Source organism: Streptomyces arenae, assembly GCF_022343545.1.
In the GTDB taxonomy this organism is placed as follows: domain Bacteria; phylum Actinomycetota; class Actinomycetes; order Streptomycetales; family Streptomycetaceae; genus Streptomyces; species Streptomyces humi.
Genome location: NZ_JAKQYH010000086.1, coordinates 62,764 through 78,566, shown reverse-complemented (window position 1 = coordinate 78,566; position 15,803 = coordinate 62,764). Strand labels below are relative to the sequence as shown.

Here is a 15,803-nt window from a genome sequence, read left to right as displayed (position 1 = left end):
CCGGCCTCCTCAGCCGTGAACCGGGAACGAGGCCTGGAACGCCAGGCGTTCGTCGGCGCCGTCGCCGATGCGGGAGAGGACGTCGTCGAGCGCGATGAACTCCTCCCACGCGGGCCGGCCGGTGGCCTCGGCCAGCCGGGCCACCACGAGGTCCTCCAGGTCCGGCACGCGCTTGTTCTTCCAGATCTTGTCGGCGAGGCTCACCAGCAGGTCCTCGGGACCGACACCCGGCTCCGTCCACGACGCGTGCGTGGCGGCGAACCGGGCGAGCCCCGCACCGACGCCGAGGCCGAGCAGCAGGGCCCGGCCCGCCTCCTCGTGTGCCGCGCCGGGCCCGGAGAGCTCGCGGACGTGGACCGTCTTGCCGATGTCATGGGTCGCAGCCCCGAAGAGCACGGCCTCCCGGTCGAAGGACAGGGCGGGCCGGTGCCGCCCGGCCCAGTCGGCCAGCTGGTGGGCGACGTCGTGGACGGCCCGCAGATGGGCCGCCAGCCGCGGCGGGCACTCCAGCCCGGACAGCAGCCGGGCCACACGGTCCGGCAGCGGGAGCAGAGGCGGGTCGACGACGCCCCGCATGGCCCGCGACAAGGCGGTGTCGGTCGTCATCGCGTCAGGGTACCGACCGGGGTTTCCGTGCCGGCCTGATTTCTCCGGGCGAGGTGTCGATCCGGCGGCCTTCAATTCGTGTAGAAGGCGAAACACCCCGACGACACCGCACGACGACCGAGGAGTACCCCATGAAGCACTACCTGCTCAGCGTGGTCCAGCCCGCCGACGGCACCCCGCCCCCGCCCGACGAACTCGCCGCGATCACGCGCGACGTCGAGGCGTTCAACGACGAACTGCGCGCGGCCGGCGCCTGGGTCTTCGCGGACGGCCTGCACGGCCCGGAGACGGCCACCGTGCTGCGGCCCGAGGGCGGCGAGGTCCTGATCACCGACGGGCCGTACGCCGAGGGCAAGGAGTACCTGGGCGGGATCTGCCTGATCCGCGCGGAGGACCTGGACGCCGCCCTGGAGTGGGGCCGCAAGTGCGCGCTCGCCACCACGCTGCCGATCGAGGTGCGCCCCTTCATGGGGCAGCACTGATGGCGGACGCCGTCGACGTCGAGGCCGTCTTCCGTGCCGAGTACGGTCGCGCGGTCTCGGTCCTCGTCCGCTACCTCGGCGACATCGACCTCGCCGAGGAAGCGGTCCAGGACGCCTTCACGACGGCACTCGACAGGTGGCCGGAGCACGGGCTGCCGCCGAGCCCGGCCGGCTGGATCATCACCACCGCCCGCAATCGGGCCGTCGACCGGCTGCGCCGCGAGTCCTCCCGGGACGCCCGGCACGCCGAGGCCGCCCGGCTGCACGCCCCCGAGCCACCCCGCAAGGAGGGTCCCGTGCACGACGAACGGCTCCGGCTGATCTTCACCTGCTGCCACCCCGCGCTCGCCCCGCGGTCCCGGGTCGCCCTGACCCTGCGCCTGCTGGGCGGACTCGGCACGGCACAGATCGCCCGCGCCTTCCTGGTCCCGGAGCCCACCCTGGCCCAGCGGCTGGTGCGCGCCAAGGCCAAGATCCGGGACGCGGGCATCCCGTACCGGGTGCCCGCGGACGCCGATCTGCCCGACCGGCTCGGCGGTGTGCTGGCCGTCGTCTACCTGATCTTCAACGAGGGCTACGGCGGCGATCCCGAACTGTGCGCGGAGGCGGTACGGCTCGGGCGGCTGCTGTACGGGCTGATGCCGGACGAACCCGAGGTCGCCGGGCTGCTCGCGCTGATGCTGCTGGTCGAGGCCCGCCGGCCGGCCCGGCTGACCGGGGCGGGCGAACTGGTGCCGCTGCCCGAGCAGGACCGGGCGCTGTGGGACCGGGAACTGGTCGGTGAGGGACAGCAGCTGGTCCGGCGGTGCCTGCGGCGCAACCGGCCCGGGGCCTACCAGATCCAGGCCGCGATCAACGCCGTGCACAGCGACGCGCCGACCGCCGACGCCACCGACTGGGCCCAGATCCGCCGGCTGTACGACCAGCTCATGACCGTCGCCCCGAGCCCGGTCGTGGCGCTGAACCGGGCGGTCGCGGTGGCCGAGACGGAGGGGCCGGGCGAGGCCCTGCGGCTGGTCGACGCGCTCGCCCTGGACGGCTACCACGTGCTGCACGCCGTCCGCGCCGACCTGCTGCGCCGGCTCGGCCGGGACGCCGAGGCGGTGGCGGAGTACGACGCGGCCATCGCCCTCGCCGGGAGCCTGCCCGAACGGGCACACCTCGACCGGCGGAGGCGCGAACTCACCGGCTGACCAGGTGTGATCCTCCGCGAGCCAGTAGCTTCCGGAGCACCGGAATTTACTTCGGACTCTGAATGGTTGCAAAGTACATCTGACATCTGACCGTCGAGATCCCCGTCGGGCCGCCCGGCCCGCGCGCACCACCAGCGAGGCACCCGTGAACCAGCCCACCCCCGAGCAGCCCGCCGACATCGTCGCCCGGCTGCGCGCCACCTTCCGCACCGGCCGCACCAAACCCGTCGAATGGCGCACCGGCCAGCTGCGGCGGCTGCGCGCCATGCTCACGGAACGCGGCGCGGAACTGGCCGCCGCCCTCCACGCCGACCTGGGCAAGAGCGCCCGCGAGGCCTACGGCTCGGAGATCGACTTCACTGTCCGGGAGATCGACCACACCCTCGGCCACCTGGCGCAGTGGCTGCGCCCCGAGCCGGCCCCGGTCCCGGCGCACGTGGGCGCCGACGCGACCGCCTGGACCCAGTACGACCCCCTCGGCGTCGTCCTCGTCATCGCGCCCTGGAACTACCCGGCCCAGCTGCTGCTCGCCCCCGTCGCCGGCGCCCTGGCTGCCGGCAACGCGGTGGTCGCCAAGCCCAGCGAGCTGGCTCCCGCGACCTCCGCGGCGCTCGCCCGGCTGCTCCCGGCCTACCTGGACACCGACGCGGTCGCCGTGGTCGAGGGGGGCGTCCCGGAGACGACGGCTCTGCTCGCCGAGCGCTTCGACCACATCTTCTACACCGGCAACGGCGTGGTCGGCCGCGTCGTGATGCGCGCCGCCGCCGAGCACCTCACCCCCGTCGCCCTCGAACTCGGCGGCAAGTCCCCGGCGTTCGTCGACCGCGACACCGACCTCACGGTGGTCGCGGACCGGCTCGCGCGCGGCAAGTTCCTCAACGCGGGACAGACCTGCGTGGCCCCCGACTACGTCCTCACCGACCCCGGTACGGCCGCCGCCCTCGAACCCGCGCTGGCCAAGGCCGTCGAGAAGCTGTTCGGCAGCGAGCCCAAGGAGTCCGGCGAGTACGGCCGGATCGTCAACGAGCGCCACTTCGACCGGCTCGGCGGACTGCTCGGCTCGGGCCGGGTCGTCTTCGGCGGTGACACCGACCGCGCCGTCAGGTACATCGCGCCCACCGTGCTCGCCGACGTCGACCCCGACTCCCCGGTGATGCGGGAGGAGATCTTCGGCCCGATCCTGCCCATCGTCACCGTCCCGGACCTGGACGGCGCGATCGACTTCGTCAACGACCGCGACAAGCCCCTCGCGCTCTACGTCTTCAGCGAGTCCGACGAGACCCGGGCGCGGTTCGCCGCCGAGACCTCCTCCGGCGCCCTCGGCCACGGCCTGCCGCTGGCCCATCTCACCGTCTCCGACCTGCCGTTCGGTGGGGTGGGCGAGAGCGGTATGGGCAGTTACCACGGCCGCTACTCCATCGAGACCTTCAGCCACCGCAAGGCGGTCCTCCAGAAGCCGCTCGGCTGAACCCCTTTCTTCCGCATCCCCCTGCCGGGCCCGGCCGCGTACCGACGCGGCCGGGCCCGCGCGCGTACCGCCGTCGCCCGGTCCCGTCCGGGGTGCCGAATGCCCGACTCCCTTGTTTTCGACCGCAATTGCGGGAACCAGTGGGTGAAGACGAATTCCCCGGTTGACTGGTCTACACCCTTGACTGGTACAGACCAAAGCAGTTGAGTGTGCCCCACACCCCCCACCGCGGCCGCTCCCCCTTCCAGGGGTGCGGCCGTGCTCCGCAAAGGAGTTGATCCGTGTTGAGGCACCGAATCGCCGCCCTTCTCACCTCGCTCGCCATAGGTAGCTCCGTCCTGGTGCTCCAGGCGGCCCCCTCGGCCTCCGCCGCCGGGTTCGTCGTCAGCGAGGCGCAGTTCAACCAGATGTTCCCGAACCGGAACTCCTTCTACAGCTACAGCGGCCTCACCGCGGCGCTCGGCGCCTACCCGGGCTTCGCCAACACCGGCAGCGACACCGTCAAGAAGCAGGAGGCCGCCGCCTTCCTCGCCAACGTCAGCCACGAGACCGGCGGGCTGGTCTACGTCGTCGAGCAGAACACCGCCAACTACCCGCACTACTGCGACTGGAGCCAGTGGTACGGCTGTCCCGCCGGACAGTCCGCCTACTACGGGCGCGGCCCCATCCAGCTCAGCTGGAACTTCAACTACAAGGCCGCGGGCGACGCGCTCGGCATCGACCTCCTCAACAACCCCTGGCAGGTGGAGAACAACTCCTCCGTGGCCTGGAAGACGGGCCTGTGGTACTGGAACACCCAGACCGGCCCCGGCACCATGACCGGTCACAACGCCATGGTCAACCAGGCCGGCTTCGGCCAGACCATCCGCAGCATCAACGGCTCCCTGGAGTGCGACGGCAAGAACCCGGCGCAGGTGCAGAGCCGGGTGAGCGCCTACCAGAAGTTCACCCAGATCCTGGGCGTGCCGACCGGCGCCAACCTCTACTGCTGACCCCCGGCACCCGGTGACCCGCCCGTCGGCCGCCTCGGCTCCGGCGCGACGCGGCCGACGGGCGGTACCGCCTCCCGCCACGGCACCCCGGGCGACCGCACCCCGGCCAGGGTGAACGCCCGGGACGCCCGTCGGCGACGGCGGCTCCTCGCATAATGGGCCACACGGGCGGCGGCGGCCGCCCGGATGACTACACTGGCGTAGACGGTCCGGCGGAGCGAGGCCGAGGAGCCGGACCGAGGACGAAGAAGGGGTGAGGGACCTTCCATGGCCGACGGGAAGGACGAACGCCGGCCCGCCGGCGAACTCGAGGCGAGCGTCATGGCGGCCCTGTGGGCCGCGGGTGTGCCCCAGACGCCCGGCGAGGTGCAGCGCAGTCTCGGCACGGAACTGGCCCGCACGACCGTGACGACGATCCTCACCCGGCTGCACGACAAGGGCGTGGTCGACCGGCACCGCCAGGGCCGCGGCTACGCCTACGTGCCCGTCCAGGACGCCCAGGGCCTGACCGCGAAACGCATGCACAGCGAACTCGACCGGGACGGCGACCGGGAGACCGTGCTCGCCCGCTTCGTCGCCCAGCTCAGCCCCGACGACGAGCGCGTCCTGCGCACGCTGCTCGAAGCCGACGAGCAGTCCGGTGGATGATGACCGCGCTGCTGATCCTGCCCCTCCTGGTGCCGTTCGCCCTCCCGGCACTGGCCCGGCGGGCCCTCGACCGGCTGGCGCCCGGCGCCGCGCTCTGGACGGTGACCGCCTCGGCCGTCGCCCTCGCGCTGTGCTCGCTCGCCGCGCTCGGCGCCTTCGTCCTCACCGGCCTGCTCAAGCTGCCGTTCTTCGCCTCGCTCGGTGAGCTGATCAGGCCGCTGCACACCGCCTCGGACCGTTTCGTCCTGCCGTTGGCCGCACTCTCGGTCGGCGGCCTCGCCGTGACCGGGTGGACCCTCGTGCGGTCCGTGTCCCGGCAGGTCCGCGCCTTCCGCGCGGCCCGCTCGGCGGCGGGGCGCGGACCCGCCGCGGGTGACCTGTGCGTCGTCGACTCACCGCGTCCGGACGCGTACGCGCTGCCCGGGCGGCCGCACCGGATCGTCGTCACCACGGCGATGCTGCGCAACCTCGACGGAGGCGAGCGGGAGGCGCTGTTCGCGCACGAGCGGGCGCACAACGCGGGGGGCCACCACTACTTCCTCGCCGCGGCCGAACTCGCGGCGCACTGCCATCCGGCGCTGCGGCGGGTCCGGGACGTCGTCCGGCTGGCCGTGGAACGGGTGGCCGACGAGGCGGCGGCGCGTGTGGTGGGGGACCGGCGGCTGACGGCCCGCGCGATCGCCAGGGCCGCGCTGGCGGGACAGGGCGCGGGCGCTGCCGAGCGGCCCGCGTTCGTGCCGGGGGCGGTGTCGGGGCCGGTGCCGCGCCGGGTCGAGGCGCTGCTGGCGCCGGGCGGGCGGCGGGCCGGGGGGTGGGTCGTGGCGCTGCTCGTGGCCTGCACCGGGGTGTCGTGCGTCGCCTCGGCGACCGGGATGGCCGACTTCCACCACCGGGTGGAGGTGGCCCAGGGGGAGGCGGAGCGGTAGCTCCGGCGCCGTCTAGGAGGCGCGGGCCCGTGGCGGCCGGCCGCCCGGTTCCCACGCCCAGCCCGGAGGGGGTACGCCCAGCCTTCGGAAGCCCCGGAAGCGACGGCTGGCGTCCCTGGGGTTTTACGTATAACCTCTCCCGCTAACCGCTCCACCCGAAAGGTCACCATGCGACGCGTCGCCCTGGTCACCCTCGTCGTCGGCGACTACGACGAGGCGATCCGCTTCTACACCGAGGCCCTCGGCTTCCGGCTCGTCGAGGACGCGCCCCGCCCGGACGGCTCCCGCTGGGTCGTCGTGGAGCCCGGTACCGAGGGGACGGGCACCGGACTGCTGCTCGCCCGCGCCAAGGACGACGCCCAGCGTGCCCGCGTCGGCGACCAGACCGGCGGGCGCGTCGGGTTCTTCCTGCACACCGACGACTTCGCCCGGGACCACGCCCGGATGGCCGCCGCCGGCGTGACCTTCCTGGAGGAGCCCCGGCACGAGCCGTACGGCACCGTCGCCGTCTTCCAGGACCTCTACGGGAACCGCTGGGACCTGCTCCAGCCCGCCGCCTGACCGAACGCTCCGAACCAGCTGCCGAGGAACGCCCCACCATGACCGCTACGCGCGTAGACGCCGCCGTGATCCGCCGCCTCCCCAAGGCCGTCCTGCACGACCACCTGGACGGCGGCCTGCGTCCCGCCACCCTCGTGGAACTCGCCGCCGAGATCGGCCACACCCTGCCCGCCACGGACCCCGAGGAACTGGCCGCCTGGTACTTCGAGGCCGCCAACTCCGGTGACCTGGTCCGCTACATAGCGACCTTCGAGCACACCCTCGCCGTGCTGCAGACCAAGGAGGGGCTGCGGCGCGTCGCCGAGGAGTACGTCCTCGACCTGGCCGCCGACGGTGTGGTCTACGGGGAGGTCCGCTACGCGCCCGAGCTGAACGTCAAGGGCGGACTCACCCTGGGCGAGGTCGTCGAGGCCGTGCAGGAGGGCCTCGCCGCGGGCATGGCCAAGGCCGCCGCCGCCGGCACGCCCGTGCGGGTCGGCACCCTGCTGTGCGGCATGCGGATGTTCGACCGGGTCCGCGAGGCCGCGGAGCTGGCCGTGGCCTACCGGGACGCCGGAGTCGTCGGCTTCGACATCGCCGGCGCGGAGGACGGCTTCCCCGCGGCCGACCACCTGGACGCCTTCGAGCTGCTGCGCGGCGAGAGCATGCCGTTCACCATCCACGCCGGTGAGGCCCACGGCCTGCCCAGCATCCACCAGGCGGTCCAGGTCTGCGGAGCCCAGCGCATCGGGCACGGGGTGCGGATCACCGAGGACATCCCCGACCTCGCGGGCGGCAAGCTCGGCCGCCTCGCGAGCTGGGTGCGCGACCGCCGGATCGCCCTGGAGATGTGCCCCACCTCCAACCTCCAGACCGGCTGCGCCACCTCGATCGCCGAGCACCCGATCACCGCGCTGAAGGAGCTGGGCTTCCGGGTCACCCTCAACACCGACAACCGGCTGGTCTCGGGGACGACGATGACCCGGGAGATGTCCCTTCTCGTGGCGGAGGCCGGCTGGACCGTCGAGGACCTGCGCACCGTCACCGTGAACGCCCTGAAGAGCGCGTTCATCCCGTTCGACGAGCGCACGGCCCTCATCGAGGACGTCGTGCTGCCGGGCTACGCGTCCGCGCTCTGAAGCAGCCCCCGCAGATAGGCGGCCTGTCCGACGTGCTGGAGATCGTCGGACAGGACGCTCACCAGCCGTACGCCCAGCGTGACCGGCGGGTCCCAGCGCACGTCCACGACCCGTTCGAGGTCCGCGGCGGCCAGGCCGCGCAGTGCTTTGAGGGTCTGCTCGTGCACCGCGTCGTAGTAGCCGCTCAGCAGGTCGGCGGAGTCCACGGTGACCTTGGCGACCTGCTCGGACGTGTGCCCGTAGCCGTGGTCGTGGGGTGGCAGGCCGAGGCCGAAGCGCTTCTCCCAGCCCTCGGCCAGCCACACCTGGTCGAGGCCGAAGGCGTCGACCACATGGTCGTCCTGGATCCGGGTCAGGTGCCAGACCAGCCAGGTGACGGAGTTGGCGTCCGGCGCGGGACGCCTGTTGAGCAGGTCGGTGCCGAGGCCGTCCAGGGCGGCGTGGACTTCTTCCTGGATGCGGCCGAAGCCGTCGATGAGAATGTCCCTTGCATGCATACGAACACGATCGCGCATCGCCGGTCGTGATGCGTCCGGAATCGGGCAGCCGCCCGCGGCGGGTCAGACGGCGCAGGCCCCGTCCGAAGGGGTCGTCAGGCCGCCCGTCTCCAGCAGGGTGACCAAGGCGCGGGCCGCCGGACTGGTGGCCGTCCGCGGCGGCAGCAGTGCGACCGTCTGGTACGCCGTCTCGTCGGTGTCCTTGAGGGCGAGGGCGGTGAGCGAGGGCCGCTTGTGCCGGAAGTGCCGGGGTACGACCGCGATCCCCAGGTTCTCGTCCACCAGGTCGAGGAGGCTGTGCACGTCGTTCACCTCCAGGGCGACCGTGCGCCGTACGCCCGCCGAGGCGAAGGCCGCGTCGGTGGTGCGCCGCGGCCCCCAGTCCGGGTGGAAGTCCACGAACACCTCGCCGTCGAGGTCCCGGGGCGTCACCGCCACGCCCGCGGTGGCCAGCCGGTGGCTGGGATGGCACAGCACGGTCATCGGCTCGCCGGTGAGCGACACCGAGCGCAGCTGGTCGGTGTCCTCCTGGGTGCGGTAGGCGAAGGCCAGGTCGAGCCGGCCGGCCGCCACCTCCTCGGCCAGCGCGCCGGAGCCCGCCTGCCGCAGCCGGATCTCCACGTCCGGGTGGCGGCGCCGGAACGCGGCGAGCAGCCCCGCCACGTGCACCCCGGCGATGCACTGCTCGGTGCCGAGCGCCAGCGTCCCGCGCAGCACGCCCTGCACCGCGGCCACCGCCTCGTGCGCCGACCGCACCTGGGCGAGGACGCGTTCCGCCTCGCCGAGCAGCGCCCGGCCGGCCTCGGTCAGCGTCACCCGGCGGGTCGTCCGCACGAACAGCGGCGCCCGCAGCTCCCGCTCCAGAGCCCGGATGGACGCCGACAGACCGGACTGGGACACCATCAGCCGCTCCGCGGCCCGGGTGAAGTGCTGGTCCTCGGCGACGGCGACGAAGTGCTGGAGGTGGCGCAGTTCCATGATTGAGAAGCGTAGCCGCACAATTCCATCGCATTCTTCTGTTGGACCACTGCCCGGGGTGCGGGAAAGAGTGGGATCGGTAGTTCGTGTGCCAACCCTCTGGAGTCGCGTTGTACACCGCACACCCCGACCGCTACGCCGACATGCCGTACCGCCGCAGCGGCCGCAGCGGCCTCAAGCTCCCCGCGCTGTCGCTCGGCCTCTGGCACAACTTCGGGCCCGACCGGCCGGTGACGACCCAGCGCGCCATCCTGCGCCGCGCCTTCGACCTCGGTGTCACCCACTTCGACCTGGCCAACAACTACGGCCCGCCGCCCGGCGCCGCCGAGTCCGCGTTCGGCGAGGCCCTTCGGGCGGACTTCGCGGGGTACCGCGACGAGCTGGTCATCTCCACCAAGGCCGGCTACCTGATGTGGCCCGGCCCGTACGGCGAGTGGGGCTCGCGCAAGTACGTGCTCTCGTCCCTCGACCAGTCGCTGACCCGGATGGGCCTGGACTACGTCGACATCTTCTACTCGCACCGCCCCGACCCGGAGACTCCGCTGGAGGAGACGATGGGCGCCCTGCACTCCGCGGTCCAGCAGGGCAAGGCGCTGTACGTCGGCATCTCCAACTACTCGGCGGAGCAGACCCGCGAGGCGGCCCGGATCCTCGGCGAGCTGGGCACCCCGCTCCTCATCCACCAGCCGCGGTACTCGATGCTGGACCGCCGCCCGGAGACGGAGGGCCTGCTGGACGCCCTCGACGAGCTCCAGGTCGGTTCCATCGTCTTCTCCCCGCTGGAGCAGGGTCTGCTCACCGGCCGCTACCTGGACGGCATCCCCGAGGGCTCCCGGGCCGCGAGCGACAGCCCGTTCCTGAACTCGGACGCGGTCACCGAGGACCTGGTGGGCAGGCTGCGCGCCCTCGACGGGATCGCCAAGGAGCGTGGCCAGACGCTGGCGCAGCTCGCCCTGTCCTGGGTGCTGCGCGGCGGCCGGGTCACCTCGGCGCTGATCGGCGCGAGCAGCCCGCAGCAGGTCGAGGACAGTGTCGGAGCCATCGGGAACCTGGACTTCGACAGCGAGGAACTGACCCGGATCGACGCGATCGTCAACCCGTGACGGACGGGCATGCCGGCCCGTGAGCCGTGCGCCGAGGGGGGACGCGACCGCGTCCCCCCTCACTCTTTGACTCGGGGCGCGTCAAAACTGGCCACCGCGGAGAAACCTTTCCCCTCAGGGTGGCTCTGCCCTCTCGCGTGGTGGAGCACGCGCATTTCGGCCAATTCGCAGGGCGAATATGCCAAGAGACTGGCCAAAAAGGTGTGGTGACAGTGTTTCGAAAGTGAACATACTCGAATGTCAGGAGCACTTCACCGCACAGGAGCCGCACGGAAAACCGGCCCGCGACGGCACACCGGCGAGCTACGGGGGAGTGATCGTGCACGACGAATTCCTGTGCCATGTCACGGCATACGGCGTCTGCGGCGGGCAGCGCATCGGCGTTCCCCTCGGCACCTACCGTGCGCCGACCCTGGCCCTGGCGCTGTGGTGGTTACGGGACCGCGCGTCCTGGATCGCGGAGCGGCTGGATCCCTTACCCGAGAACCCGAGATATCCGCACGGCGCACTCGTCCCGGTCGCCGACACCGTCGTGGACGTGCCCGGCCTGCTCCGCGCCTGGTGCGCCGACGTCGTGCGGCAGGAACTCGTCGCCGACGAACTGGCCGACGGCCGCCTGGTGCGGATCGCCGTCCAGGACGACACCACCGAGTACGAACTGCTCGCCGAGTCCGTCGACGCCCTCCGTATGCAGCGCACCGTCCCGGCGCTCGTCGTTCCCGTCGCCTGACACGGAACGGCGCCCACCCGGCGGCCATGACCGGGCGCACAAGTGGTCAGATCGGTAGAATTCTGGCCATGGCTGAGTGGCCGGCCGCCTCCCCGGCACCCGAACTCGTCCTGGAGACCGCCACGGGCTCCACGGTGCTGAGCCCGGGCCGTGACTACCACGTCGGACGCGACCCGTTGAGCGACATCTGCCTCGACGACACCCGGGTCTCCTGGCACCACGCGGTGCTGCGGCCCGAGGACGGCCACTGGACGCTGGAGGACGAGGGCAGCACCAACGGCACCTACGCCGACGGCCGCCGCGTCCGGGAATGGGAGGTCGGCCCCGGCACCGTCATCGGCTTCGGCTGCCCCGCCGACGGCCCGAGCGGCGTCCTGGTGGGCCGCGCCCCGCCCGCGCCGGACCGTCCCTCCGCCGTCTCGGTGCCCAGCCGGACCGGCACCTTCCGGCAGCCCTCCTCGGTACGGCCGCTGGACGCCCGCACGGTCCGCATCGGCCGCGCCTGCGACAACGACATCGTCCTCGACGACCTCGTGGTCTCCCGCCACCACGCGGAACTGCGCACCGGCCCCGACGGCGGCCACGAGATCGTCGACCTCGACAGCCACAACGGCACCTACCTCAACGGCCGCCCGGTCACCCGCGCACCGCTCGGCCCCCGGGACGTCGTCGGCATCGGCCACTCGGCGTTCTGCCTGGTCGACGGGCAGCTCCAGGAGTACGTCGACACTGGCGAGGTCTCCCTCGACGTCCAGGAACTCACCGTCGCCGTCGACCGGGGCCGCAGGATCCTGCTGGACCACGTCTCCTTCCCGGTGGGGGAGAAGTGCCTGCTCGCCGTGGTCGGACCGAGCGGCGCCGGCAAGTCCACCCTGCTCGGCGCCCTCACCGGCCAGCGCCCCGCCGACCACGGCACCGTCCTCTACGACGGCCGCGACCTCTACCGCGACTACGCGGAACTGCGCCAGCGCATCGGCCTGGTCCCGCAGGACGACATCCTGCACGTCCAGCTGACCGTGCGCGGCGCCCTCGGCTACGCCGCCGAACTGCGTTTCCCCGAGGACACCGAGAAGGCCGAGCGCCGCCGCCGGGTCGACGAGGTGATCCGGGAACTCGGCCTCGAACAGCGTGCCGGGCAGCCCGTGCACAGCCTCTCCGGCGGGCAGCGCAAGCGGGTCAGCGTCGCCCTGGAACTGCTCACGAAACCCTCCCTGCTCTTCCTCGACGAACCGACCTCCGGACTCGACCCCGGCATGGACCGCTCGGTGATGAACATGCTGCGCGGCCTCGCCGACGACGGCCGGACCGTCATCGTCGTCACCCACAGCGTGCTCAGCCTGGACGTCTGCGACCGGCTGCTGGTGCTGGCACCGGGCGGGCGGACCGCCTACTTCGGACCGCCCGGCGACGCCCTCGGCTTCTTCGGGTTCGACGAGTGGCCGGAGGCCTTCGAGGCGTTCGAACGGGACACCGGCCGGGACTGGGCGGGGGAGTACCGCGCCTCGTCGTACCACCGGAAGTACGTCGTGAACTCCAGTGCGCAGCCGCTGCTGCCGCGTTCCGGGCCGGTGGCCGAGGCCCCGCCGCCGCGGCCGCGCAGCTGGGTCGCGCAGTTCGCCACCCTGGTCCGCCGCTACACGGCCGTCCTGGTCGCCGACCGCACCTTCCTCGCCATCATGATCGGGCTGCCGTTCGTCATGGGCGCGATGACCCGGGCCGTCGCCGGCAGCCGGCTCACCTCGGAGACGGTGACCAACGCGCTGCTCATCCTGTGCGCGGGCGGCGTGCTGACGGGCGCCGCCAACGCCGTGCGCGAGCTGGTCAAGGAACGCGTCGTCCACCAGCGCGAGAGAGCGGTCGGCCTGCCCAGATCGGCGTACGTGATGTCGAAGGTCGTCGTCCTCGGCGCCGTCACCGTGCTCCAGGCGGTCGTGCTCACCCTGGTCGGCCTGGCCGGCGTCGACCTCGACGCGCCCGGCGGCCGGGGGGTGCTGATGCCGCCCCTGCTGGAGATCACCCTGGCCGTGGCGCTGCTGGCCTTCACCTCGATGATGCTCGGCCTGCTGATCTCCGCGCTGGTCCGCAAGGAGGAGGTGACCATGCCGCTGCTGGTGCTGCTCACCATCGTCCAGGTCGTGTTCTGCGGGGCGCTGCTGAAACTGAACGGCGTGCCGGGTCTCGAACAGATCGCCTGGCTGGTGCCCGCGCGGTGGGCGCTGGGTGCCATGGCCGGCACCGTCGAACTGCACCGGCTCGTGCCGGGCGCCGCCACCGCCGACCCGGTCTTCCGGCACTCGGCGGGCGTGTGGCTGCGCGACATGCTGATGCTGGTGGTGCTGTCGGTCGTCTTCGGCTGTGTCCTGTCCCGGCTGCTGCGCCGCCACGAACCCGCGGTGATGCGCAAATAGCGGAGGCAGCGGAAACAGGGGAGGCAGCGGAAGCAGTGGGGCAGCGGAAGGAGGGGGAAGAAGCGGACGGAGGAGACGCGATGACCAGCGCACCGGGCTTCCGGCCCACCCATGTCGTCCCGGCCGACGGCATGCCCGCCTGGGAGGCCCCCGACCCGGGCCGGCCGACCGTCCCGCTGGACCCGCTGCTGCCGGTGCAGCTCGTGGAACGGCGCGGCGACTGGGCCCACATCAGCTGTGCCAACGGCTGGGCCGCCTGGGTCGACGGCCGCTACCTCGTCGCCGTACCCCACGACCCGCCCCTGCCGGGCGGCCCGGCCGACGAGGCCACCGACCCGCGCCCCCTGCTGGACCGCGTGGCGCGGAGCCTCGCCGAGTACCGCGCCGCCGTCGAGGAACTGGCCGAGGGCGGCCTCGACGGGGAGTCCTTCCGGGGCCGCACCCACGGGCTGCGGATCGGCCTGGTCGTCGACGGGGAGGCCATGTGGCTGTACGACCCGGGGGAGGGGCGCTGGCTGTACGGCGACGGGCGGCGGCTCGCCACGTACGTCACCGACCGGTCCGTGCCCGGCGGCGACCTGCCCCGGCACGAACCGACCCGGGTGGTCACCCCCGACGGCGACCGCTGACCGCGTCCGCGTCACCTCAGGGGCGCCGGGCCGCCACCTCGCCCCGCCGGGGCACCGAGCGGGCCGCCGACGCCCCCACGAGACCGGCGAGCAGACCCCACAGCGCGCCGAGGCCCACCGCCGACCACAGCCTGGGCCGCAGCAGCAGCTCCCCCGACAGGTTGCCGCCCACGTCGCCGATGCCGAGCAGGGAGAGCCCGTAGTGGGCGGAGACCCGTCCGGCCAGACAGAGCGTCAGCAGCGTCAGCGCGAGGGCGACCGCCAGGTGCAGGGCGTGCTGCCAGGGGCGGATCCGGGCGGGGGAGCGCGCCGCCATCAGGAACGCGACCGCGAGCAGCAGTACCGCGGCCACCCCGGCAAGCCACCACCAGCGGCCGTCGTGGGCGGCGATCGTGCGCAGGTTCAGAGTCGAGACGTCCGGCGTGCGCAGCACCTCGGCCAGCACCCGCGGCACCGGCAGTCCGAACGGGCCGCCGACCCTGCCGTCCCAGGTCACGCCGAGACCGAGGGTGAGGGCCGGCCAGGCGAGGTTGGGCAGCCCCAGCAGGATCAGCGCGAGGGTCCCCCGTACGTGCCCGCGGCTGACCATCGCGACCAGGGCGGCCACCAGCGCCAGCGCGACGTACGCCAGCACCAGGACCACCATCGCGTACGCTGCCGGGCGCACCGACACCTGGAAGCGCAGCAGCCGTCCCGGCAGCGGGGCCCCGCGCGACACCAGCAGGGCCAGCACCATGATCCCCGCGAGCCACAGCAGTCCGCGGGCGGCCGTCAGCGGCACGTCCGTCGTGAAGCCGACCTTCGGTGCCGCGTCGAGCAGACCGGTGAGATCACTGAGGGTGCCGCTGCCCACGTCGACCGCGAAGGTGTGCCGGGCGCCGAGAGCCAGCCCGACGAGCCCCAGCAGCCACAGCACCGCGATCCGGGCCGCCCACCCGGCCAGTTCCCCGGTCCCGGCCACCGCGCGGTGCCGCAGCGGCCGCAGGAAACCCCCGGCGACGACGAGCGCCCCGGCCAGCGTCACCGACAGCGGTACGGCGGTCAGCCCGGCGTTCGTCCGGGCCAGGTCGCCCGCGTTCCCGGACAGGTCCACGGCGCCGCCGACGGCCGCCGCCACGGTCGCGAGCACCACCGGCGCGAACGCGCCCCCCGGCAGGTCCGTGGCGCCCGCCGCCCACAGTCCCAGGGCGGCCACCACGACCATGGTGACCAGGGAGCCCAGCACCACGGCCAGGGCCCGCCCCCAGCCGTGCCGGGCCAGGGAACGGCCGGCCGGCGCGGCCACCGGCCGCTCGGAGGCGATTCGGCGGCTCACGCTGTCACCGTAGGCAACCCGCGGACACGGCGCCCGCCGGGCGGGCCGTCCGCGTCGGCTTGCGGGCGGTACGGGACGCGCGCACATTGGGCTCGTTATGCATCAATTGAGGCATTTCATCGTTAATGACGTTTAATGCCGTACCTTGA

Annotated in this window: 16 protein-coding genes; 12 read left to right on the top strand and 4 right to left on the bottom strand. The window is 73.0% G+C overall.

Translation table 11 applies throughout. From position 1 onward, the window contains the following. Positions 1-9: 9 nt before the first annotated feature. On the bottom strand, positions 10-606 hold the full coding sequence (locus MB828_RS39020; RefSeq protein ID WP_301652294.1) for an HD domain-containing protein: 597 nt from the start codon (positions 604-606) through the stop codon (positions 10-12). Positions 607-737: 131 nt separating this feature from the next. Between MB828_RS39020 and MB828_RS39015 the strand changes: the two genes are divergently transcribed. The 8 genes from MB828_RS39015 (at position 738) to MB828_RS38980 (ending at position 7,994) form a co-directional block, all read left to right on the top strand. Next, a complete protein-coding gene (locus tag MB828_RS39015) occupies positions 738-1,088 on the top strand; it encodes a YciI family protein (protein WP_301652293.1) in 351 nt (116 codons plus the stop codon). After that, a complete protein-coding gene (locus MB828_RS39010) occupies positions 1,088-2,281 on the top strand; it encodes an RNA polymerase sigma factor (protein ID WP_301652292.1) in 1,194 nt (397 codons plus the stop codon). The genes MB828_RS39015 and MB828_RS39010 overlap by 1 nt, the downstream gene beginning before the upstream one ends. 58 nt (positions 2,282-2,339) lie before the next feature. Next, positions 2,340-3,749, top strand: a complete 1,410-nt coding sequence (locus tag MB828_RS39005; protein WP_343236234.1) for an aldehyde dehydrogenase family protein — start codon at positions 2,340-2,342, stop codon at positions 3,747-3,749. A 281-nt stretch (positions 3,750-4,030) separates the two neighbouring features. Further along, the gene (locus MB828_RS39000; RefSeq protein ID WP_133028936.1) at positions 4,031-4,741 is read left to right on the top strand and encodes a chitinase; all 711 of its coding nucleotides are present in this window, start codon (positions 4,031-4,033) and stop codon (positions 4,739-4,741) included. A gap of 267 nt (positions 4,742-5,008) precedes the next feature. Continuing rightward, the gene (locus MB828_RS38995; RefSeq protein ID WP_133028937.1) at positions 5,009-5,389 is read left to right on the top strand and encodes a BlaI/MecI/CopY family transcriptional regulator; all 381 of its coding nucleotides are present in this window, start codon (positions 5,009-5,011) and stop codon (positions 5,387-5,389) included. Beyond that, on the top strand, positions 5,389-6,315 hold the full coding sequence (locus MB828_RS38990) for a M56 family metallopeptidase (protein WP_301652340.1): 927 nt from the start codon (positions 5,389-5,391) through the stop codon (positions 6,313-6,315). Before MB828_RS38995 ends, MB828_RS38990 begins: the two co-directional genes overlap by 1 nt. Positions 6,316-6,483: 168 nt before the next feature. After that, positions 6,484-6,876: a VOC family protein gene (locus MB828_RS38985; RefSeq protein WP_301652291.1), complete on the top strand. Its 393-nt coding sequence runs from the start codon at positions 6,484-6,486 to the stop codon at positions 6,874-6,876. 38 nt (positions 6,877-6,914) lie between these two features. Beyond that, complete coding sequence (locus MB828_RS38980) at positions 6,915-7,994, top strand: adenosine deaminase (RefSeq protein ID WP_301652290.1); 1,080 nt, start codon at positions 6,915-6,917, stop codon at positions 7,992-7,994. Here MB828_RS38980 and MB828_RS38975 read toward each other — a convergent pair. Further along, the gene (locus MB828_RS38975; protein ID WP_301652289.1) at positions 7,976-8,491 is read right to left on the bottom strand and encodes a mycothiol transferase; all 516 of its coding nucleotides are present in this window, start codon (positions 8,489-8,491) and stop codon (positions 7,976-7,978) included. The genes MB828_RS38980 and MB828_RS38975 overlap by 19 nt on opposite strands. Positions 8,492-8,554: 63 nt before the next feature. Next, complete coding sequence (locus MB828_RS38970; protein ID WP_301652288.1) at positions 8,555-9,469, bottom strand: LysR substrate-binding domain-containing protein; 915 nt, start codon at positions 9,467-9,469, stop codon at positions 8,555-8,557. Positions 9,470-9,579: 110 nt separating this feature from the next. Here MB828_RS38970 and mgrA point away from each other — a divergent pair, with 110 nt between their 5' ends. The 4 genes from mgrA to MB828_RS38950 all read left to right on the top strand — a co-directional run bounded on the left by mgrA (position 9,580) and on the right by MB828_RS38950 (position 14,339). Then, complete coding sequence (mgrA, locus tag MB828_RS38965) at positions 9,580-10,572, top strand: L-glyceraldehyde 3-phosphate reductase (protein WP_301652287.1); 993 nt, start codon at positions 9,580-9,582, stop codon at positions 10,570-10,572. Between the two features lie 319 nt (positions 10,573-10,891). Next, positions 10,892-11,302: a hypothetical protein gene (locus tag MB828_RS38960; protein ID WP_133029005.1), complete on the top strand. Its 411-nt coding sequence runs from the start codon at positions 10,892-10,894 to the stop codon at positions 11,300-11,302. 68 nt (positions 11,303-11,370) lie between these two features. Beyond that, positions 11,371-13,710 (top strand): FHA domain-containing protein, encoded by a 2,340-nt coding sequence (locus tag MB828_RS38955; RefSeq protein WP_301652286.1) that lies wholly within the window; start codon positions 11,371-11,373, stop codon positions 13,708-13,710. Between the two features lie 80 nt (positions 13,711-13,790). Further along, positions 13,791-14,339 (top strand): hypothetical protein, encoded by a 549-nt coding sequence (locus MB828_RS38950; protein ID WP_301652285.1) that lies wholly within the window; start codon positions 13,791-13,793, stop codon positions 14,337-14,339. Between the two features lie 16 nt (positions 14,340-14,355). On the opposite strand, the gene MB828_RS38945 is transcribed toward MB828_RS38950, so the two are convergent. Then, complete coding sequence (locus MB828_RS38945) at positions 14,356-15,543, bottom strand: streptophobe family protein (RefSeq protein ID WP_430381495.1); 1,188 nt, start codon at positions 15,541-15,543, stop codon at positions 14,356-14,358. Between the last annotated feature and the right edge of the window lie 260 nt (positions 15,544-15,803).